This window comes from Lysobacter enzymogenes (assembly GCF_900106525.1).
GTDB classification, from domain to species: domain Bacteria; phylum Pseudomonadota; class Gammaproteobacteria; order Xanthomonadales; family Xanthomonadaceae; genus Lysobacter; species Lysobacter enzymogenes.
Map to the genome: position 1 here is coordinate 144681 of NZ_FNOG01000002.1, position 16118 is coordinate 160798.

At 69.6% G+C, this 16118-nt stretch carries 17 protein-coding genes; 3 read left to right on the forward strand and 14 right to left on the reverse strand.

Going from position 1 to position 16118, the window contains the following annotated elements; all coding sequences use genetic code 11:
- Window positions 1-3: 3 nt before the first annotated feature.
- From hflC to rlmE, 8 genes are all read right to left on the reverse strand, one after another.
- Entirely contained in the window at window positions 4-867 is an 864-nt protein-coding gene (gene hflC / locus BLU84_RS04905; RefSeq protein ID WP_074863594.1) for a protease modulator HflC, read from the reverse strand.
- Entirely contained in the window at window positions 864-1985 is a 1122-nt protein-coding gene (gene hflK / locus BLU84_RS04910) for an FtsH protease activity modulator HflK (RefSeq protein WP_074863596.1), read from the reverse strand. Before hflK ends, hflC begins: the two co-directional genes overlap by 4 nt.
- A 159-nt stretch (window positions 1986-2144) precedes the next feature.
- Window positions 2145-3479 (reverse strand): ribosome rescue GTPase HflX, encoded by a 1335-nt coding sequence (hflX, locus tag BLU84_RS04915; protein ID WP_074863598.1) that lies wholly within the window; start codon window positions 3477-3479, stop codon window positions 2145-2147.
- Window positions 3480-3575: 96 nt separating this feature from the next.
- A complete protein-coding gene (gene hfq / locus BLU84_RS04920; RefSeq protein ID WP_057946835.1) occupies window positions 3576-3848 on the reverse strand; it encodes an RNA chaperone Hfq in 273 nt (90 codons plus the stop codon).
- 201 nt (window positions 3849-4049) lie between these two features.
- Window positions 4050-5039 carry a tRNA (adenosine(37)-N6)-dimethylallyltransferase MiaA gene (gene miaA, locus BLU84_RS04925; RefSeq protein WP_074863600.1) on the reverse strand — a complete coding sequence of 330 codons (990 nt, stop codon included), beginning with the start codon at window positions 5037-5039 and terminating at the stop codon, window positions 4050-4052.
- 1156 nt (window positions 5040-6195) lie between these two features.
- Complete coding sequence (gene folP, locus BLU84_RS04930) at window positions 6196-7095, reverse strand: dihydropteroate synthase (RefSeq protein WP_074863602.1); 900 nt, start codon at window positions 7093-7095, stop codon at window positions 6196-6198.
- Between the two features lie 307 nt (window positions 7096-7402).
- Complete coding sequence (ftsH, locus tag BLU84_RS04935) at window positions 7403-9301, reverse strand: ATP-dependent zinc metalloprotease FtsH (RefSeq protein ID WP_074863604.1); 1899 nt, start codon at window positions 9299-9301, stop codon at window positions 7403-7405.
- Window positions 9302-9474: 173 nt separating this feature from the next.
- Complete coding sequence (rlmE, locus tag BLU84_RS04940) at window positions 9475-10122, reverse strand: 23S rRNA (uridine(2552)-2'-O)-methyltransferase RlmE (RefSeq protein ID WP_074863606.1); 648 nt, start codon at window positions 10120-10122, stop codon at window positions 9475-9477.
- Window positions 10123-10204: 82 nt separating this feature from the next.
- Here rlmE and yhbY point away from each other — a divergent pair, with 82 nt between their 5' ends.
- The 3 genes from yhbY (at window position 10205) to BLU84_RS04955 (ending at window position 11745) form a co-directional block, all read left to right on the forward strand.
- Window positions 10205-10510, forward strand: a complete 306-nt coding sequence (gene yhbY, locus BLU84_RS04945) for a ribosome assembly RNA-binding protein YhbY (RefSeq protein ID WP_074863607.1) — start codon at window positions 10205-10207, stop codon at window positions 10508-10510.
- A 91-nt stretch (window positions 10511-10601) separates the two neighbouring features.
- Window positions 10602-10976 (forward strand): Mth938-like domain-containing protein, encoded by a 375-nt coding sequence (locus BLU84_RS04950; protein ID WP_074863609.1) that lies wholly within the window; start codon window positions 10602-10604, stop codon window positions 10974-10976.
- Between the two features lie 181 nt (window positions 10977-11157).
- Window positions 11158-11745 carry a hypothetical protein gene (locus tag BLU84_RS04955; protein WP_074863610.1) on the forward strand — a complete coding sequence of 196 codons (588 nt, stop codon included), beginning with the start codon at window positions 11158-11160 and terminating at the stop codon, window positions 11743-11745.
- Between the two features lie 108 nt (window positions 11746-11853).
- Here BLU84_RS04955 and BLU84_RS04960 read toward each other — a convergent pair whose 3' ends face one another.
- The 6 genes from BLU84_RS04960 to surE all read right to left on the reverse strand — a co-directional run bounded on the left by BLU84_RS04960 (window position 11854) and on the right by surE (window position 15954).
- Window positions 11854-12498, reverse strand: a complete 645-nt coding sequence (locus BLU84_RS04960; protein ID WP_139174678.1) for a hypothetical protein — start codon at window positions 12496-12498, stop codon at window positions 11854-11856.
- A gap of 83 nt (window positions 12499-12581) precedes the next feature.
- The gene (locus tag BLU84_RS04965; protein ID WP_139174680.1) at window positions 12582-12890 is read right to left on the reverse strand and encodes a hypothetical protein; all 309 of its coding nucleotides are present in this window, start codon (window positions 12888-12890) and stop codon (window positions 12582-12584) included.
- 42 nt (window positions 12891-12932) lie between these two features.
- Window positions 12933-13721 (reverse strand): peptidoglycan DD-metalloendopeptidase family protein, encoded by a 789-nt coding sequence (locus BLU84_RS04970; protein WP_074863615.1) that lies wholly within the window; start codon window positions 13719-13721, stop codon window positions 12933-12935.
- 85 nt (window positions 13722-13806) lie between these two features.
- Window positions 13807-14418, reverse strand: a complete 612-nt coding sequence (locus BLU84_RS04975; protein WP_074864608.1) for a YqaA family protein — start codon at window positions 14416-14418, stop codon at window positions 13807-13809.
- 64 nt (window positions 14419-14482) lie between these two features.
- Window positions 14483-15163 (reverse strand): protein-L-isoaspartate(D-aspartate) O-methyltransferase, encoded by a 681-nt coding sequence (locus tag BLU84_RS04980; RefSeq protein ID WP_074863617.1) that lies wholly within the window; start codon window positions 15161-15163, stop codon window positions 14483-14485.
- Entirely contained in the window at window positions 15160-15954 is a 795-nt protein-coding gene (gene surE / locus BLU84_RS04985; protein WP_074863619.1) for a 5'/3'-nucleotidase SurE, read from the reverse strand. The genes BLU84_RS04980 and surE overlap by 4 nt, the downstream gene beginning before the upstream one ends.
- Window positions 15955-16118 lie beyond the last annotated feature (164 nt).

A 16118-nucleotide genomic window follows, 5' to 3' on the forward strand; every position in this document is an offset into this window, starting at 1 on the left:
GCCTCAGCGGTCGGACTTGAGGTATTGCAGGTACGGATCGTCGCGGTCGAGCACGATCACGCTCTGGCCGTCGGCGAAGGCCTTGCGGTAGGAATCCAGGCTGCGCTGGAACGCGAAGAACGAGGGGTCCTTCGCCGCCGCCTCGCCGTACAGGCGCGCGGCCTCGGCGTCGCCTTCGCCGCGCAGGCGCTGCGCGTCGCGCTCGGCCTCGGCCAGGATCACGGTCTTGTCGCGGTCGGCCGTCGCGCGCACCGCCTGCGACTGCTCGAAGCCTTCCGCGCGCAGCTGGCTGGCCACCTGCAGGCGCTGCGAACGCATCTGGTTGTAGACCGACTGCAGCACGTTGCTGTCCTGCGGCAGGTCGATGCGCTTGATCCGGATGTCGAGGATCTTCACGCCCAGCGTCGAGGCGCCGCGGTTGATCGCCTCCAACTGCTTGCCGACCACCGCCTCGCGGTCGCCCTTGACCACGTCGAGCAGCTTGAGCGAGTTGATTTCGTTGCGCAGCGAGTCGCGGATGATCGGCGCCAGGCGCTCGGCCGCGACGTCTTCGTTGCCGCCGGTGGCCTGGAAGAAGCGGCGCATGTCCTCGATCCGGCCGAGCGCGAAGAAGTCGACGCTGACGTCGAGCTTGTCGGCGGTGAGGTAGCGCTCCGGCTCGGCCGGCAGCACCTTGAGGCGGCGGTCGAAGGTGCGCGCGGTTTCGATCAGCGGCCACTTGAAGCGCAGGCCGGGGCCGACGTCCTCGCGCACCACGGTGCCGAGGCGGAACACGATCGCGCTGTGGCCTTCGTTGACCACGAACACCGAGCCCAGCAGGGCCAGCAGCAGGGCGACGCCCGCTGCGATCAGGGCAGGAACTCTCATCGGCTCACCTCATCGCGGGTCTTCGGGCGCGTGGGGCGGCCGACGTAGGGCACGGTCGAACCGGACGAGGATTCGGTCGCGGTCACCGAGGGCAGCAGCTCGGGCTGGTTCAGCGGCACGCTGACCGGACCCGGGGTCATCGGCCCGCCGCTGCGGTCGCCCATCGGCACGTACAGGATCTGCTTGGAGTCGCCGCCGACGATCTTGCGGTTCTGGCTCAGCACTTCCTGCACCGCGTCCAGCCACAGCCGCTTGCGGGTGGCGTCGGGCGCGCCCTTGTATTGCTCGGCCAACAGGGTGAAGCGCGCCGCGTCACCTTGCGCGCGGGCCACGGTCGAGGTCTTGTAGCCCTCGGCGGTGGTGCGGATGCGCTGGGCGTCGCCGCGCGCTTCCGGCACGATCTTCTTGGCGTAGGCCTGGGCCTCGTTGATCGCGGTGGACTTGTCGGCGTTGGCGCGCTGGGCTTCGTCGAAGGCGTCCTTGACGTCGTCCGGCGGGCGCGCGTTGGGCAGGTTGAGCTCGGTCACGGTCAGGCCGGTCTCGTAGTCCTTCAGCGAGGCCTGCAGGCGCTGGCGCACCTGGGTGGTCAGCACGCTGCGCGAACCGAGCACGGTGTCCAGGTCGGAACGGCCGATCTGCTCGCGCACCGCGCTCTGCGCGGCCTGCTTGAGCACTTCCTCCGGCTCGCGCGAGCCGAACAGGAACAGGCGCGGCGACTCGATCCGGTACTGGACGTTGATCTCGACGTTGACCATGTTGCCGTCGCGGGTCAGGACCGGAACGTTTTCGCTGTAGGCCTTGCTCTGGGTGGCGTTGACCTTCTTCACGCTCTCGATCGGCCACGGCAGCTTGAAGTGCGGGCCGGGCTGGAGCACGCGCGAGAAGGTGCCGAAGCGCAGGACCACGCCGCGTTCCTGCTCGGTCACCAGCACGAAGCAGTTGAATACCAGCCACAGCGCGACCAGCAGGCCGACCCAGCGCAGGATCCCGCCGCCGCCGTTGCCGAACAGGCCGCGCGCGGTATCGAGCAGGGAATCCAGGCCGCGGCCAGGGGGTTTGCGTTGCCGCGACGGTCGGTTGTCGCCGGAATTGTCACTACCGGGGGTGTTCCAGGCCATGCCTGCTCCTAAAAAAGTGGACGCCGGGCGGAGCATCCTGCCGCTCGGCAGACCTGTTCCGACCGAGCACCGGCCGCGGCGGGCCGGCGCCGGTCCGCGGACGTCGGGACGGCCGCGGCGGCTCGCGCGCGCATTGCGATGCGCGCGAACCTGTCGATTCTAGGTGGGGGTCTCCACCGTCTCAAGCAAGGGCCGCAACGGCTCGCCGTGGGCCTGGGCGAACAGGCGCTGGGCGTCGGCCACGGCCAGGTCCACTTCGACCCGCCAACCGTGCTCGTCGGCCTGCTCGGAGCGCACCGCGCCGAGCTCGTGCAGGCGCGCGCGCAGGCGCGCGTCCTGCGGCGCGATCCGCACTGCGCCCTGAACGCGGTGCAACTGCAGCGCCTCGCCCAAGGCTTCGCGCAACAGGTCCAAGCCTTCGCCGCTGCGCGCCGACAGCCAGACCCGGTGGCGCTCCTCGCCGGGCCGGTCGACCCGCGCGGCGATGCCGTCGAGGCGGTCGATCTTGTTGAACACCAGCAACTGCGGCAGGTCGCCGGCGCCGACTTCGGCCAGCACCGCGTCGACCTGGGCGATGCGCTCGTCGCGGTGCGGGTCGGCGGCGTCGATGACGTGCAGCAGCAGGTCGGCCTCGCGCGCTTCCGACAGGGTCGAGCGGAACGCGGCGACCAAGTCGTGCGGCAGATCCCTGACGAACCCGACCGTATCGGCCAGGACCACGCCGCCACCGCCCGCGTCGCTGCCGCGCCCCGGCTCCGAGCCGGGCGCGAGGCTGATCTTGCGCACGGTCGGATCGAGCGTGGCGAACAGTTGGTCGGCGGCGTAGGCGTCGGCGCCGGTCAGCGCATTGAACAAGGTGGATTTGCCGGCGTTGGTGTAGCCCACCAGCGCCACCCGCGGCAGTTCGCTGCGCAGGCGCGCGCGGCGCATCTGGTTGCGCTGCACCTCGACCTTGTCCAGGCGCTTTTGCAATTGCTCCAGGCGCTTTTGCAGCAGGCGGCGGTCGGTTTCCAGCTGGGTTTCGCCGGGGCCGCGCAAACCGATGGAGCCGCCGCGCTGGCGCTCCAGGTGGGTCCAGCCGCGCACCAGCCGGGTCGACATGTGCTTGAGCTGGGCCAGCTCGACCTGCAGCTTGCCCTCGGCGCTGCGCGCGCGCTGGGAAAAGATGTCCAGGATCAGGCCGGTGCGGTCGACCACGCGGCGCTCGAGGAAGCGCTCGAGGTTGCGCTCCTGGCCGGGGCTGAGCGGATGGTTGACCAGGATCAGGTCGGCGCCGCTGGCCTCGGCCGCGGCCTTGACCTCGTCGAGCTTGCCGCTGCCGATCAGGGTGGCTGCATTGGGTCGGTCGATCCGCGCGGTCAGCACCGCGGCCACGGACGCGCCGGCCGAGCGCGCCAGATCGGCGAACTCTTCCAGCAGGTCCTCCTCCGGCGCGCCGCCGGAGTGAGGCTGGATCAACAGGGCGTGTTCGCCCTTCTTGGAACGTTCGAACATCGATAGGAAGAGAACTGGCGGGCCGAACCCGGGGTCGAACCCTGGCAGATGGAGGCGCCGCGCCGGTTTCTCAATTCTCCCGACCGGATCGGACGCTTATTCGTTCTCGTCGCTGCCGTCGCTGCCATCGGCGGACTGGACGTAGCCGCCGCCCGGGCCGACGCGGACGTTGCGCGCGGGAACCACGGTGGAGATGGCGTGCTTGTAGACCATCTGGCTGACGGTGTTGCGCAACAGCACCACGAATTGGTCGAAAGATTCGATCGTGCCCTGCAGCTTGATGCCGTTGACCAGGTAGACCGAGACCGGCACACGTTCGCGACGCAGCGCATTCAGGAAAGGATCCTGCAGGGATTGCCCCTTAGACATCTTCTAATTCCCCAGCATGTTCTAGTTATTAGGACGGCGCGCCTCGCCGGCGGGAACCGGGCGGTTGGCCCCGGAGCCCGGTGACGGACGCTTCCGTATCGCCGGCTGTTGTCCCCACAGGGGCGACTGCCCGATGTTAACGCAAGTGCAAGCAAACATTGCGACCCGGTTCCGGGTTTGTGCGCGCGATGGTAGGCCGCGCTAGGCGCTCTGCGGGCGCGTGCGCAGGCGCCCGGCGGCGAACAGCCTCAAGGCGTGCCCGAGTTCGGCCGCGTCGCGCAAAGGATCGAACCAGCGCGCGTCAAGTTCGCCGCGCAGCCAGGTCAGCTGGCGCTTGGCCAGCTGGCGGGTGGCGTAGATGCCGCGGTCGCGCAGCTCGGCGGCGGAGTACGCGCCGTCCAGATGTTCCCAGGCCTGGCGGTAACCGACCGCGCGGATCGCCGGCAGCTCCAGCGGCGCCGGATGCGTCGCCAGGCCCGGCAGCGCGCGCAGGGCGCGGACTTCGTCGAGGAAGCCGTCGGCCAGCATTTGCTCGAAGCGGCGCTCGATCCGCGCGTGCAGCACCGCCCGGTCGGCCGGCGCCAGCACCAGCTTGAGCACCCGGAACGGCAGCCGCGGCCGTCCGGCCGAGGCCCGGCGCCAGTCGCTGATGGTGCGCCCGGACAGGCGCCAGACCTCGAGCGCGCGCTGGATGCGCTGGGCGTCGGTGGCGTGGATGCGCGCCGCCGCCTCCGGGTCGAGCGCGGCGAGGTCGGCGTGCAGCGCGGCCCAGCCGCGCTGGCCGGCCTCTTCGCTGAGCGCGGCGCGCACCGCCGGATCGGCCTCGGGCATGTCCGACAGCCCGCGCAGCAGGGCGTGGAAGTACAGGCCTGTGCCGCCGGCCAGGATCGGGATGCGCCCGCGCGCGGCGATCTGTTCCATCGCCACGCGGGCGTCCGCGGCGAACTCGGCGGCCGAATAGGCCTGCCACGGCTCGCGCACGTCGATCAGGTGATGCGGCGCCGCCGCCTGTTCGGCCGCGCTGGGCTTGGCCGCGCCGATGTCCAGGCCGCGGTAGACCAGGGCCGAGTCGACGCTGACGATCTCCGCGTCCAGGCGCTGCGCCCAATCCAGCGCGAGCGCGGTCTTGCCCGAGGCGGTCGGGCCCATCAGGGCGATGGCGAGCGGGCGCGGGTCGTGGGAGGCGGTCATGCGGGAGCGGCTGAACCGCGCGGCGATAGCGACGCGCAGCCTCGCACAGGCGCGCGGCGCGCGAAAGCCGGCCGGCGGCCGCGGCGGCGCCCGTCATCGCTGCGCAAACAAGCTGCGGCAAGCCTCCGGCGCGACCGCCCCACCCTGCCCCGGGCCCCGGCGCCGGGCCAATTTGGACATTTCTTGACCCGCCCGTTGCAGTTGTCCACATCCCCTGTGGACAAGCCTGCGGACAGTTTTTCGATTGCGTTCGCGAAGCCTTGCGGCATAAGCATTGCAAGAGGTTTGGCGAGAAATTGACCAGTGAATTTCCTTGACTTTGCCGGCGCCATCGGCATCCGCGCGGCAGTGTCCACAGCGCCTGTGGACAAGCATGCGGACACCTGTGCGGGAATCGGGTTTCACGCCTTGTACGGCGGGGCCCGGGCGGGATTGGCGGTTTTTTGTCCAGGCGTTTGCGGGCGCCCACGGGCGGTGCGGGCGGGCCGGAATTGCCGCAGGCGGCGTGTTGCGGCGCATCAGGGCGGCTGCGGGGTCCGCACTTGTGCCCTGCCCGACCGCGCTCGCGGCGCGCGGCCAGGCGCCGATGCCGGCCGCGCGGGCGCGGCGGGCCTCGCCGCTATCCACACAGGCTGTGGACAAGCATTGGGACACACGCGCGGGAATCGGGTTTCACGCCTTATGCGGCGCGGCTTTGAAGAGATTGGCTGTTTTTTGTCCAGCCGCGGTTTGGAGCGCTCGCGCCGCGGCCGGCGCTGCATCGCGCACGCGCGGGCTTGCTTTTTTCGCGCTTTTCTCGCAGTCGCCGCGCCGACGACTCGCTTGGCTATCCACACAGCCTGTGGACAAGCATTGGGACACACGCACGGGAATCGGGTTCCACGCCTTATGCGGCGCGGCTTTGAAGAGATTGGCGTTTTTTTGTCCAGGCCGGATCGCGAGCGCGCGAAAGCGCATCGTCTCTGCGTCGCGATGCCGCGCCGGCCGGATTTCTTCAAGTCGTCGCCGGCGCCGCATCATCGCCGCTCGCCGCTATCCACACCGCCTGTGGACAAGCATGCGGACAGCTGCGTTGGAATCGGGTTTCACGCCTTGTGCGACAAGGCTTCGGCGAGTTTGATCATTTTTTGTCCAGGCGCTGCGGACAAGCGTCGCCTTAATCCTCGTCCGGCCACTTCGGCATCGCCGGCGCGGCCGCGCGCCGCGGCTGGGCCTGCGCGGCCACCGCCTCCCACACCTTGAGCGCGTCCACGGTCGCGGCCACGTCGTGCACGCGCAGCAGGCGCGCGCCGCGCTGGGCGGCGATCAGGTGCGCGGCGACCGAGCCGTGCACGCGCTCGCGCGCGTCCTCGCGGCCGGTCAGCTCGCCGATGCTGCGCTTGCGCGAAAGCCCGGCCAGCACCGGCACGCCGAGCTCGCCGAAGCGCTCCAGCTGCGCCAGCAGGGTCAGGTTGTGCTGCAAGGTCTTGCCGAAGCCGAAGCCCGGGTCGACCACGATGCGCTTCTTGGCGATGCCGGCCATCTCGGCGGCGAAGATGCGCTCGGCCAGGAACCGGTGCACCTGCGCGACGACATCGTCGTAGCTCGGCTCGTGCTGCATCGAGCGCGGCTCGCCCTGCATGTGCATCAGCACCACCGGCACGCCGAGTTCGGCGGCCGCGTCCAGCGCGCCGTCGCGGCGCAGGCCGTAGACATCGTTGATCAGGCCCGCGCCGGCGGCGACCGCGGCGCGCATGACCTCGGGTTTCGAGGTGTCGATGCTGATCGGCAGCGAGGTTTCGCGCGCCAGGCGCTCGATCGCCGGGATGGTACGGCGCAGTTCTTCTTCCACCGGCACCTCGGCCGCGCCGGGCCGGGTCGACTCGCCGCCGATGTCGAGGATATCGGCGCCCTCGGCGGCCAGGCGCAGGCCGTGCGCGACCGCCGCTTCGAGCGTGTCGTGGGCGCCGCCGTCCGAGAACGAATCGGGGGTGACGTTGACGATGCCCATCACGCGCGGGCGGTCGAGCTTGAGCGCGCGGCCGTTGCAGTCGAGGGTCGGGGCTAGGTCGAACATGGGCGGTTCCGAGGGACGTGTCGACCTCGAATGCTACCCGCTTCGTCAGCCTGTGCAGCCGCGGTGGCGCCCTGTAGGAGCGGCGCGAGCCGCGACCGCGGCATTGGGCTTGCGGCGAGAGTTTCAGTTCCCGCGGCTGCGGCTACAGTCGCGATCCCGACGCTGGCGCCGTTGCCCAGGGTCGCGGTCGCGGCTTGCGCCGCTCCTACAGGGAGCTGCCGTAACTGCGCAGGGAGTCGCGAGGAACGCAAAACAAAAACGCCGGGGGGACCCGGCGTTTTGTTGGAGCGCGTTGAGCGCAACTTCGTTAGGTCTGCGCCGCAGGCCCGCCGATCGCGCCGCCGGGACGGTTGTCGTCCTTCGACACCTTGCCCGACTTCGCCCAGTCCGCGGGCGGACCCGGCTCGCGGCCGGCCATGATCGCGTCGATCTGGGTCGCATCGATGGTTTCGTACAGCAACAGCGTCTCGGCCATCACGTGCAGCTTGTCGATGTTGTCCTTGAGGATCTGCGAGGTGCGGCCGTACGCCTTGTCGAGGATGCCGCGCACCACTTCGTCGATCTTGCGCGCGGTCTCGTTGGACACGTTCTTGTGCTGGGTGACCGAACGGCCGAGGAAGACTTCGTCTTCTTCTTCGCCGTAGGCGATCGGGCCCATTTCGTCGCTCAGGCCCCACTTGGTGACCATGTTGCGGGCCATCTTGGTCGCGCGCTCGATGTCGTTGGACGCGCCGGTGGTGACCTTGTCGACGCCGAAGATCAGCTCCTCGGCGACGCGGCCGCCGTACAGCGAGCACAGCTGCGATTCGATCGCCACGCGGTTCATCGAGTACTTGTCGCCTTCCGGCAGGTACATCGTGACGCCCAGGGCGCGGCCGCGCGGGATGATGGTGACCTTGTAGACCGGATCGTGCTCGGGCACGACGCGGCCGACGATGGCGTGGCCGGCTTCGTGGTAGGCGGTGAGCTTCTTCTCGTCCTCGCTCATCGCCATCGAGCGGCGCTCGGCGCCCATCAGGATCTTGTCGCGCGCCTTGTCGAAGTGCTCCATGCGCACTTCCTTGGCGTTCTCGCGCGCGGCGAACAGCGCCGCCTCGTTGCACAGGTTGGCCAGGTCCGCGCCGGAGAAACCCGGGGTGCCGCGGGCGATGGTCATCGGCTCGACGTCGTCGTGCAGCGGCAGCTTGCGCATGTGCACGCGCAGGATCTGCTCGCGGCCCTTGACGTCGGGCAGGCCGACCACGACCTGGCGGTCGAAACGGCCCGGACGCAGCAGCGCCGGGTCGAGCACGTCGGGGCGGTTGGTCGCGGCGATCACGATCACGCCTTCGCCGCCTTCGAAACCGTCCATCTCGACCAGCAACTGGTTGAGGGTCTGCTCGCGCTCGTCGTGACCGCCGCCCAGGCCGGCGCCGCGATGACGGCCGACCGCGTCGATTTCGTCGATGAAGATGATGCACGGCGCGTGCTTCTTGGCTTGCTCGAACATGTCGCGCACGCGGCTGGCGCCGACGCCGACGAACATCTCGACGAAGTCGGAACCGGAAATGGAGAAGAACGGCACCTTGGCCTCGCCGGCGATGGCGCGCGCCAGCAGGGTCTTGCCGGTGCCCGGCGGGCCGACCATCAGCACGCCGCGCGGGATCTTGCCGCCGAGCTTCTGGAACTTGGACGGATCGCGCAGGAACTCGACCAGCTCGCCGACTTCTTCCTTCGCCTCGTCGCAGCCGGCGACGTCGGCCAGGGTCACCTTGACCTGGTCCTCGCCCTGCAGCTTGGCGCGCGAACGGCCGAAGCTCATCGCGCCCTTGCTGCCGCCCTGCTGCATCTGGCGCATGAAATAGACCCAGATGCCGATGAACAGCAGCCACGGCAGCACGTTGATCAGGATCATGATCAGCGACGGGCCGCTCGACGGCGGGGTCTGGTCGGTGACGACCTTGTGGTTGATCAGGTCGTTGATCAGGTACGGATCCTGCACCGTATAGGTGGTGAACTTGCTGTCGTCCTTGCGCGTCCCGCTGATCGTGGTGCGATCGTCGGAAAATCTGATTTCCTTGATCCGGTCGTTCTGCACCTGGGAGACGAACTGGTCGTAGGGGACGACGTCGGTGCCGGCGTTGCGCGGGCCGAACGCCTGGAACACCACCATCAGCACGACGGCGACGATCACCCAGAGCAGCAGATTCTTGGCCAAATCGTTCATTTGTTTCCTACCCTGCGGCCCCGCGGGGCCCGTGGCCGCGAACGCCTCGTGCGCCCGCGGTAACCGCCAGATTGTCACACCGACCGCCCCGGTACATCTGCCCGCGGCGGCGCCGTTCACGAACCGGCTCGTTCAGCAAGCCGGCCTGCACGGCCTGTCCGGGGCGGCCCCGGTCAGGTCGGCGTCGCCCGTTTGCCCTGGGCCAGCGCATAAACCTCCGGCGACCGCTTGCGCGAGGCCGCCGGCTTGCGGATCGAGACCTTGGCGTAGCGACGGCGCAGTTCGCGCACGTAATCGTCGAAGCCCACGCCCTGGAACAGCTTGATCAGGAAGGTGCCCTCGACCCTCAGGTGCCGGTCGGCGAAGTCCATCGCCAGCTCCGAGAGGTGCATCGCTCGCGGCAGGTCCACCGCGTCCACCCCGCTCATATTGGGGGCCATATCGGACAGGACAAGGTCCACGACCTGGCCGTCCAGGGTCGCCTCGAGCTGCGCCAGGACCGCGTCTTCGCGGAAATCGCCGTGAATGAACTCGACCCCGGCCAGGCCGGGCATGTCCAGGATGTCCAGGGCGACGAGCCGGCCGGGCTGCTTGGGCCACAGCCGCTCCATCTCCTGGCGGACCCATTGCGACCAGCCGCCGGGGGCGGCGCCGAGGTCGACCACGACCATGCCGGGCTTGAGCAGGCGGTCGCGTTCGACCAGCTCCTCCAGCTTGTAGGCCGCGCGCGAGCGCAGCCCTTCGGACTTGGCCTTCTTCACGAAGGGGTCGGAAAAGTGTTCCTTGAGCCAACGTTGGCTGGATTTGCTGCGGGTCGCCATGGGCGCGGGCGGCCGTTCCGGGTGGGGGTTGGGGACGCCATGATACCCTGAGCGCCCATTCCGCTTAGATTCGTGTGTCCCGATGCCGACCCTGCTGACCTCCGCCCAGACCCGTTTCCTGCGCGGACAGGCCCACGATCTCAAGGCCATGCTGCAGGTGGGCGGCAAAGGGGTGACCGATGCCCTGCTCGCCGAGGTCGACCTGGCCCTGGAACACCACGAGCTGATCAAGGTCAAGGTCGGCGCCGAGGACCGCGAGGCCCGCGACGCCCTGATCGACAGCATCGCCGAGCGCACCGGCGCCGCCCTGGTCCAGCGCATCGGCCACACCGCCGTGCTGTACCGGCCGAGCAAGGACAAGCGCCAGATCGTGCTGCCGCGGGCCTGACGGCCGGGCCCGGGCCGGCGGAATCCAGGGTTCGCGAACCGCGCCCTTTCCGCTTGGCCCGCCCCGAATCCCCCACCCCGAATCCCGTCCCATGCAACTGACCCTGGAACGCCCCGACCACGAGTTCTTCCTGCGCGGCGCCGACGGGCGCGTGGCGCTGGTCAACGACCGCCGGCTCGAACGCAGCTTCATCCTGGCGCCGAACGCGCTGATCGAGGACTGGGCGGTGAGCGATGTGCGCGTGCTGCGCATCGAAGACCTGGAACCGCTGTTCGCCCTGCAGCCGGAGCTGATCGTGCTCGGCTGCGGCGGCACCCAGGCGTTCCCGCCGGCGGCGACCCTGGCCGCCAGCCTGGCGCGCAAGGTCGGGCTGGAATCGATGACCAACGCGGCGGCTGCACGCACCTTCAACGTGCTCGCCGGCGAAGGCCGGCGCGTGGTCGCCGGGTTCGTGCTCGGCGGCTGAATGCGGGGGCCGCTCGCTGTCTCAGGCTGACTGAAGACCGATGCCACGCGCGCCGACGGCCGTAACTGCACCGGCAAATAACCGCCGCACCTGACACCGCCCCTGATTGGCGCCAGCGCCCCCCGGCGCTATAACGGCACCGACGCATCGGACCGCCGCGATCCCCCGCGCAAGGTGGCGCATGACCCACGACCGCCAGGCCGCCGCCCCCCCTGCGGCGCCCGTCCCCGCTCCCGCCGACGGCGTGCCGCTGGACGAACGCGAGCGCGCGTTCCTGCGCGCCAAGCAATCGCGCGAAGCGCCGTGGGTGCTGTGGTCGTGCGTCGCGTTCGGGGTGGTCTGCTTCGTGCCCGCGATCGTCTTCGACCCGGATTTCCGCAATTTCTGGGCGATCGCCGGCATCTGCGTGGCGCTCGGCTTCATGGCCCTGCTCGCCGCGAGCGAGTCGTACGACCAGTCCAGCCTGCGCGACGACCTCGCCGCTGGAATCAAGCTCTGGCGCGAAGGCGTGCTCACCGGGGTGATGGAACGCGACGACGGCGAGAGCTGGCCGCCGATCTACTGCCTCTACATCGCCCTGGACGGCGACGACCCCGAGGCACCGACGCGTTTCTCGGTGCCGTGGCATTGCTACGAAGCCGTCCACACCGATCAGCGCGTGCGCATCGCCTATGCGCCCAAGGCGCTGCGGCTGTTGAACCTGATCCAGGGCGAATACGACTACGTCGCGGTGAACCGACAGTTCGACGTGCATCCGCCGCCGCCTTGAGGGCGCTTCGCAGACGCGTTCGACGATTCGCTTCGCAGCGCGATTGCGGCCGATCGGCCGTCAGGCGATTCCGCTTGCGCGAGCGGCCTGCAGGCGCCGAACCGAGGGTTACGACTCCGGCCCGGATTCGCGCGCCGGCCGTTTCTCATCTGCCTCTCCCTCATCGCAAATGGAATATTCGTACGTCGCCGTGCGCAACTGAATGATGGTCTTGCTGTTCGGAACGTAGGCGATCCGCACCGCCTCGTCGATGTTCACCGATTGGTACAGCGCCTCGCTCACGTGAAAAATCAGCGGCCGCGTCGGGCCTTCGTCGATCGCCACCCACAGGTAACGATACGGCGGCCCTCCTTCCGAGGAGTCCGTGGGCATCTGCACGATTCGCCCGGTGGCGATCAGCTTGATTCCCTCATCGGCGTCGGCGTCGAACTGGCCGTCCGCGTTGCCCACCACGAACACCACCAGGCCCAGGCCGCAGACGACGAAAAAAGCGGTCAGCACGGCCGCCTCCCCGCTCAGGCCGTCGGGCCCCATCGCGACGAGGCCGACGGCAACGACCGCGCCCACCAGCGCCACGCACGCCAGCAGTCCGAGCAGTCCGCAACCGCCCGCCTTTTTCGCCAGCAGCCGGCTTCGCTCGCACTCGCTGAGCGGTTCGGTATTCGCTTCGCTGGCCGCTGCCTGCATGTCGACGATCCTTGTGCTTGCGTTGCGCAACGCGGCACGCATGTGCGCGGCCTCTTCAGGCATCATGCATGAGGGTGCGGATGCGGTCACCCGACCGTGAGGAAGCAACTGCGCTCGATCCGCCGAAAACGGCGCGGCAGCCGCGATGGCTACGCCGGCGCGATCGCCAACTGCGCGAGCTTGCGCGCCAGGCCTTCGCGCGTATTGAGCGTGTGCAGGCAGCCGCCGTCGGGCCGGCGATACGAGATCAGGCCGCCATCGGCCAGCCGCGCGACCAGCACGACATCGCGCGCCGAGGCGCTGCGGTGTTCGGATACGCGCACATCGGGGCCGAGCAGATCCGCAAGCGTCAACGCGGGGCCTGGGTGCTTAAGTACGAAGCGGCCCGGGCAACCGGCGATTTCGGTCCAGGGCCACGCCGCTTTCAAGGTCGCGAAATCCATGGGTTCGCCCGGCATCGCGCCGCGCCGGCAGGAGGCGCGCGGCGCGATCAGCGCCGCTCACTTCGCCGGCAGATACAACAGCGGATCCACCGGCTTGGCGTTGTAGCGCACCTCGAAGTGCAACTGGTCGCGCGCCGCGCCGCTGCGGCCCATCTCGGCGATCTGCTCGCCGGCCTTGACCAACTGGCCTTCGTTGACCAGACGCTTGCGGTTGTGGCCGTAAGCCGACAGCCACTGCTCGTTGTGCTTGACGATGATGAGTTCGCCGTAACCGACCAGGCCGGTGCCCGAATACACCACCACGCCGTCGGCGGCCGCGCGCACCGGGGTGCCCGGCGCGCCGCCGATGTCGACGCCCTGCTTGGTCGGCTCGTTGGCGACGAAGCGGCCCAGCAGCGGGCCGTCGGCCGGCCAGCGCCAGCGAATGCCGCTGTCGATCGGCGCGGCCGGTGCCGGTGCCGGCGCGCTCGGGCGCGTGGCGCTCGAGCCGCCGGAAGAAGACGAACCCGACGAGGAAGAACCGCGCCCCGGCGGATACAGCTTCAACCGCTGGCCCGGATACAGGTTGTACGGCGGCGACAAGCCGTTCCACGCAGCCAGGTCGGCCAGCTGGATGCCGTTGTTGGTGGCGATCCGGTAAAGGCCTTCGCCGCGCTGCACGACCACGGTCGCGCCGGGCTTGGCCACCGACGGCCGCTGCGCCGGGGTCGAGGGGCGGCTGGCGCCGCCGCGCGAACCGCCGCGGGAAGGTTCGCGGACGACCGAACTCGAACATCCGATCAGCGCCAGCGTGGCCAGCAGGCAGGCGGCCATCGCCAGGGTCGGGGTTCGGGTCGTCTCGCTCATGGTGCTCCTCTTGCCGCGCCGCTCGCCGGGCGCGTGGTGTCTCGGATGTCCGATGCCGCCGGGTCAGTGTCGCCGGCCGCGCGCCTCAGCGCTGTGAATGCCAGACCAACACCGCGATGGCGACGACCACCAACGCCGTGGCGATCCAGCCGATCGGCTCGATGTAGCGCCGCAGCGCGGCTTCGGCGCGTTCGCCGCCGATGCGGATCGCCAGCGCGAGCAGGTACACGCGCTTGGCCCGGCCGATGAACATGCTCGGGATGTATTGCAGCATAGGCACGCCGACGATGCCCGACGCCCAGGTGAACACCTTCATCGGAATCGGCATGAAGCCGCCGAGCACCAGGAAGGTGAACACCGCCCACGGCGATTCGACCATCTTGGCCTGCACCGTGGCGATGCCGGCTTCGATCGACGGCAGCATGCCCAGCGCGGCGAACACCGGCTTGAGCGCCTCGAAGGCGTAATGGCCGAGCGCGTAGCCGACCAGCGCGCCAAGCATCGAGCCGATGATGCTCAAGGTGGCGAACCAGAACGCGCGCTTGGGCTGGGCCACCGACATCGGCGCCAGCATCACCTCGGGCATGATCGGGAAGATGATCGCCTCCACGAAGCTCAGCCCGGCCAGATAGGCCGGCGCATGCCGGTGGCGGGCCCAGGTGATGGTGCGCTCGTAGAGCGGTCCGAAGATTTTCAATGCCATGCGGAAGGTCGGCTCTTGGAGAGTCGGCGGCGGCGGCCGCGAGGCCGCCACGAGGAAGTCAGTCGATCATGCCCGACAGCAGCGGCACGAACACCACCGGTGCGAGCGTGGTTTGGCTGATGTTGCCGTCCGCGTCCTTGCGCAGCTTGAGCAGCGATTGCGACGAGGCCGCGCCGACCGGCGCGATCAAGGTGCCGCCGGCGGCGAGCTGATCGGTCAGCGCATCGACCAGCGCCGGCGCCGCGGCGGTGACGATGATCGCGTCGAACGGGCCGTTCTCGGGCCAGCCGATGCGGCCGTCGTCGTGCTTGCTGCGCACGTTGAGGCCGAGCTGGCGGAAGCGCTTGCGCGCGGTGCGCAGCAGTTCGCCGATGCGTTCGACGGTGTGCACTTCCAGCCCCAGCGCGGCCAGGATCGCGGCCTGATAGCCCGAGCCGGTGCCGATCTCCAGCACCTTGCCCGGCACGCCGTCTTCGAACAGCGCTTCGGTCATGCGCGCCACCACCCACGGCTGGGAGATGGTCTGGCCGTGGCCGATCGGCAGCGCGGTGTCTTCGTAGGCGCGCATCGCCAGCGCCTCGTCGACGAACAGGTGGCGCGGCACGGTGCGGATCGCGTTGAGCACGCGCTCGTCGCGGATGCCGGCCTCGCGCAGGCGCTCGACCAGGCGGTCGCGCACGCGCTGCGAGGTCAGGCCGCTGCCGATGGCTTCCGGCTGCAGGCGCATGCGCTGGATCATGCGGCGCGCTCCGGCGCCGGCGAATCCAGCGCCGCGGCCAGCCCGCCGACCCAACTGGCGACCTGTTCCAGCGCCTGGTAGCGGGTCAGGTCGACGTGGATCGGCGTGATCGAAATATTGCCGGTGCGCACGGCGTGGAAATCGGTGCCCGGGCCGGCGTCGGCCTCGGCGCCGGCCGGGCCGATCCACCACCAGTCGCGGCCGCGCGGGTCGGTCTGCTGGATGCAGGCTTCGGCGCGGTGGCGGTTGCCCAGGCGGGTGACTTCGAAACCGGCCACCTCGTCCCATGCCAGGTCGGGCACGTTGACGTTGAGGATGGTGTCGGCCGGAAGCGGGTCGGTGCGCAGGCGGGCGATGATCTCCACCGCCGCGCGCGCCGCGGTCTGGTAATGGCGGCCGTCGTGATCGGCCGCGGCCAGCGACATCGCCACCGCCGGCAGGCCGAGGAAGCGACCTTCCATCGCCGCGGCGACGGTGCCCGAATAGATCACGTCGTCGCCCATGTTGGCGACGGTGTTGATGCCGGAAACGACGATGTCGGGTTCCACGTCCAGCATGCCGCTGAGCGCTACGTGCACGCAGTCGGTGGGCGTGCCGTGCACCCGCCAGGTGGTCTCGTCGAGGCGGGCGACCCGCACCGGCATGTCCAGGGTCAGCGAGTTGCTCGCGCCGGAACGGTCGCGGTCGGGCGCGACCACCAGCACTTCGTGTCCGGCCTCGCGCAGCCCCTGGGCGAGGATGCGGATGCCGGGCGCGTCGACGCCGTCGTCGTTGCTGACCAATACGCGCATGAGACTCCGCTGACGGAAAGACAGACGTGGGGGAGCCCCGGATGATACCTGATAGGGCGGCGCCCTTCCCGCGCGGCGCCGGGCCGACCACGCGCGGCGGGCGTATGTATGATGGCCCGACCCGCCGGAAGCAGGTGACCAGCACCGCATGGAGTCCAACGCCG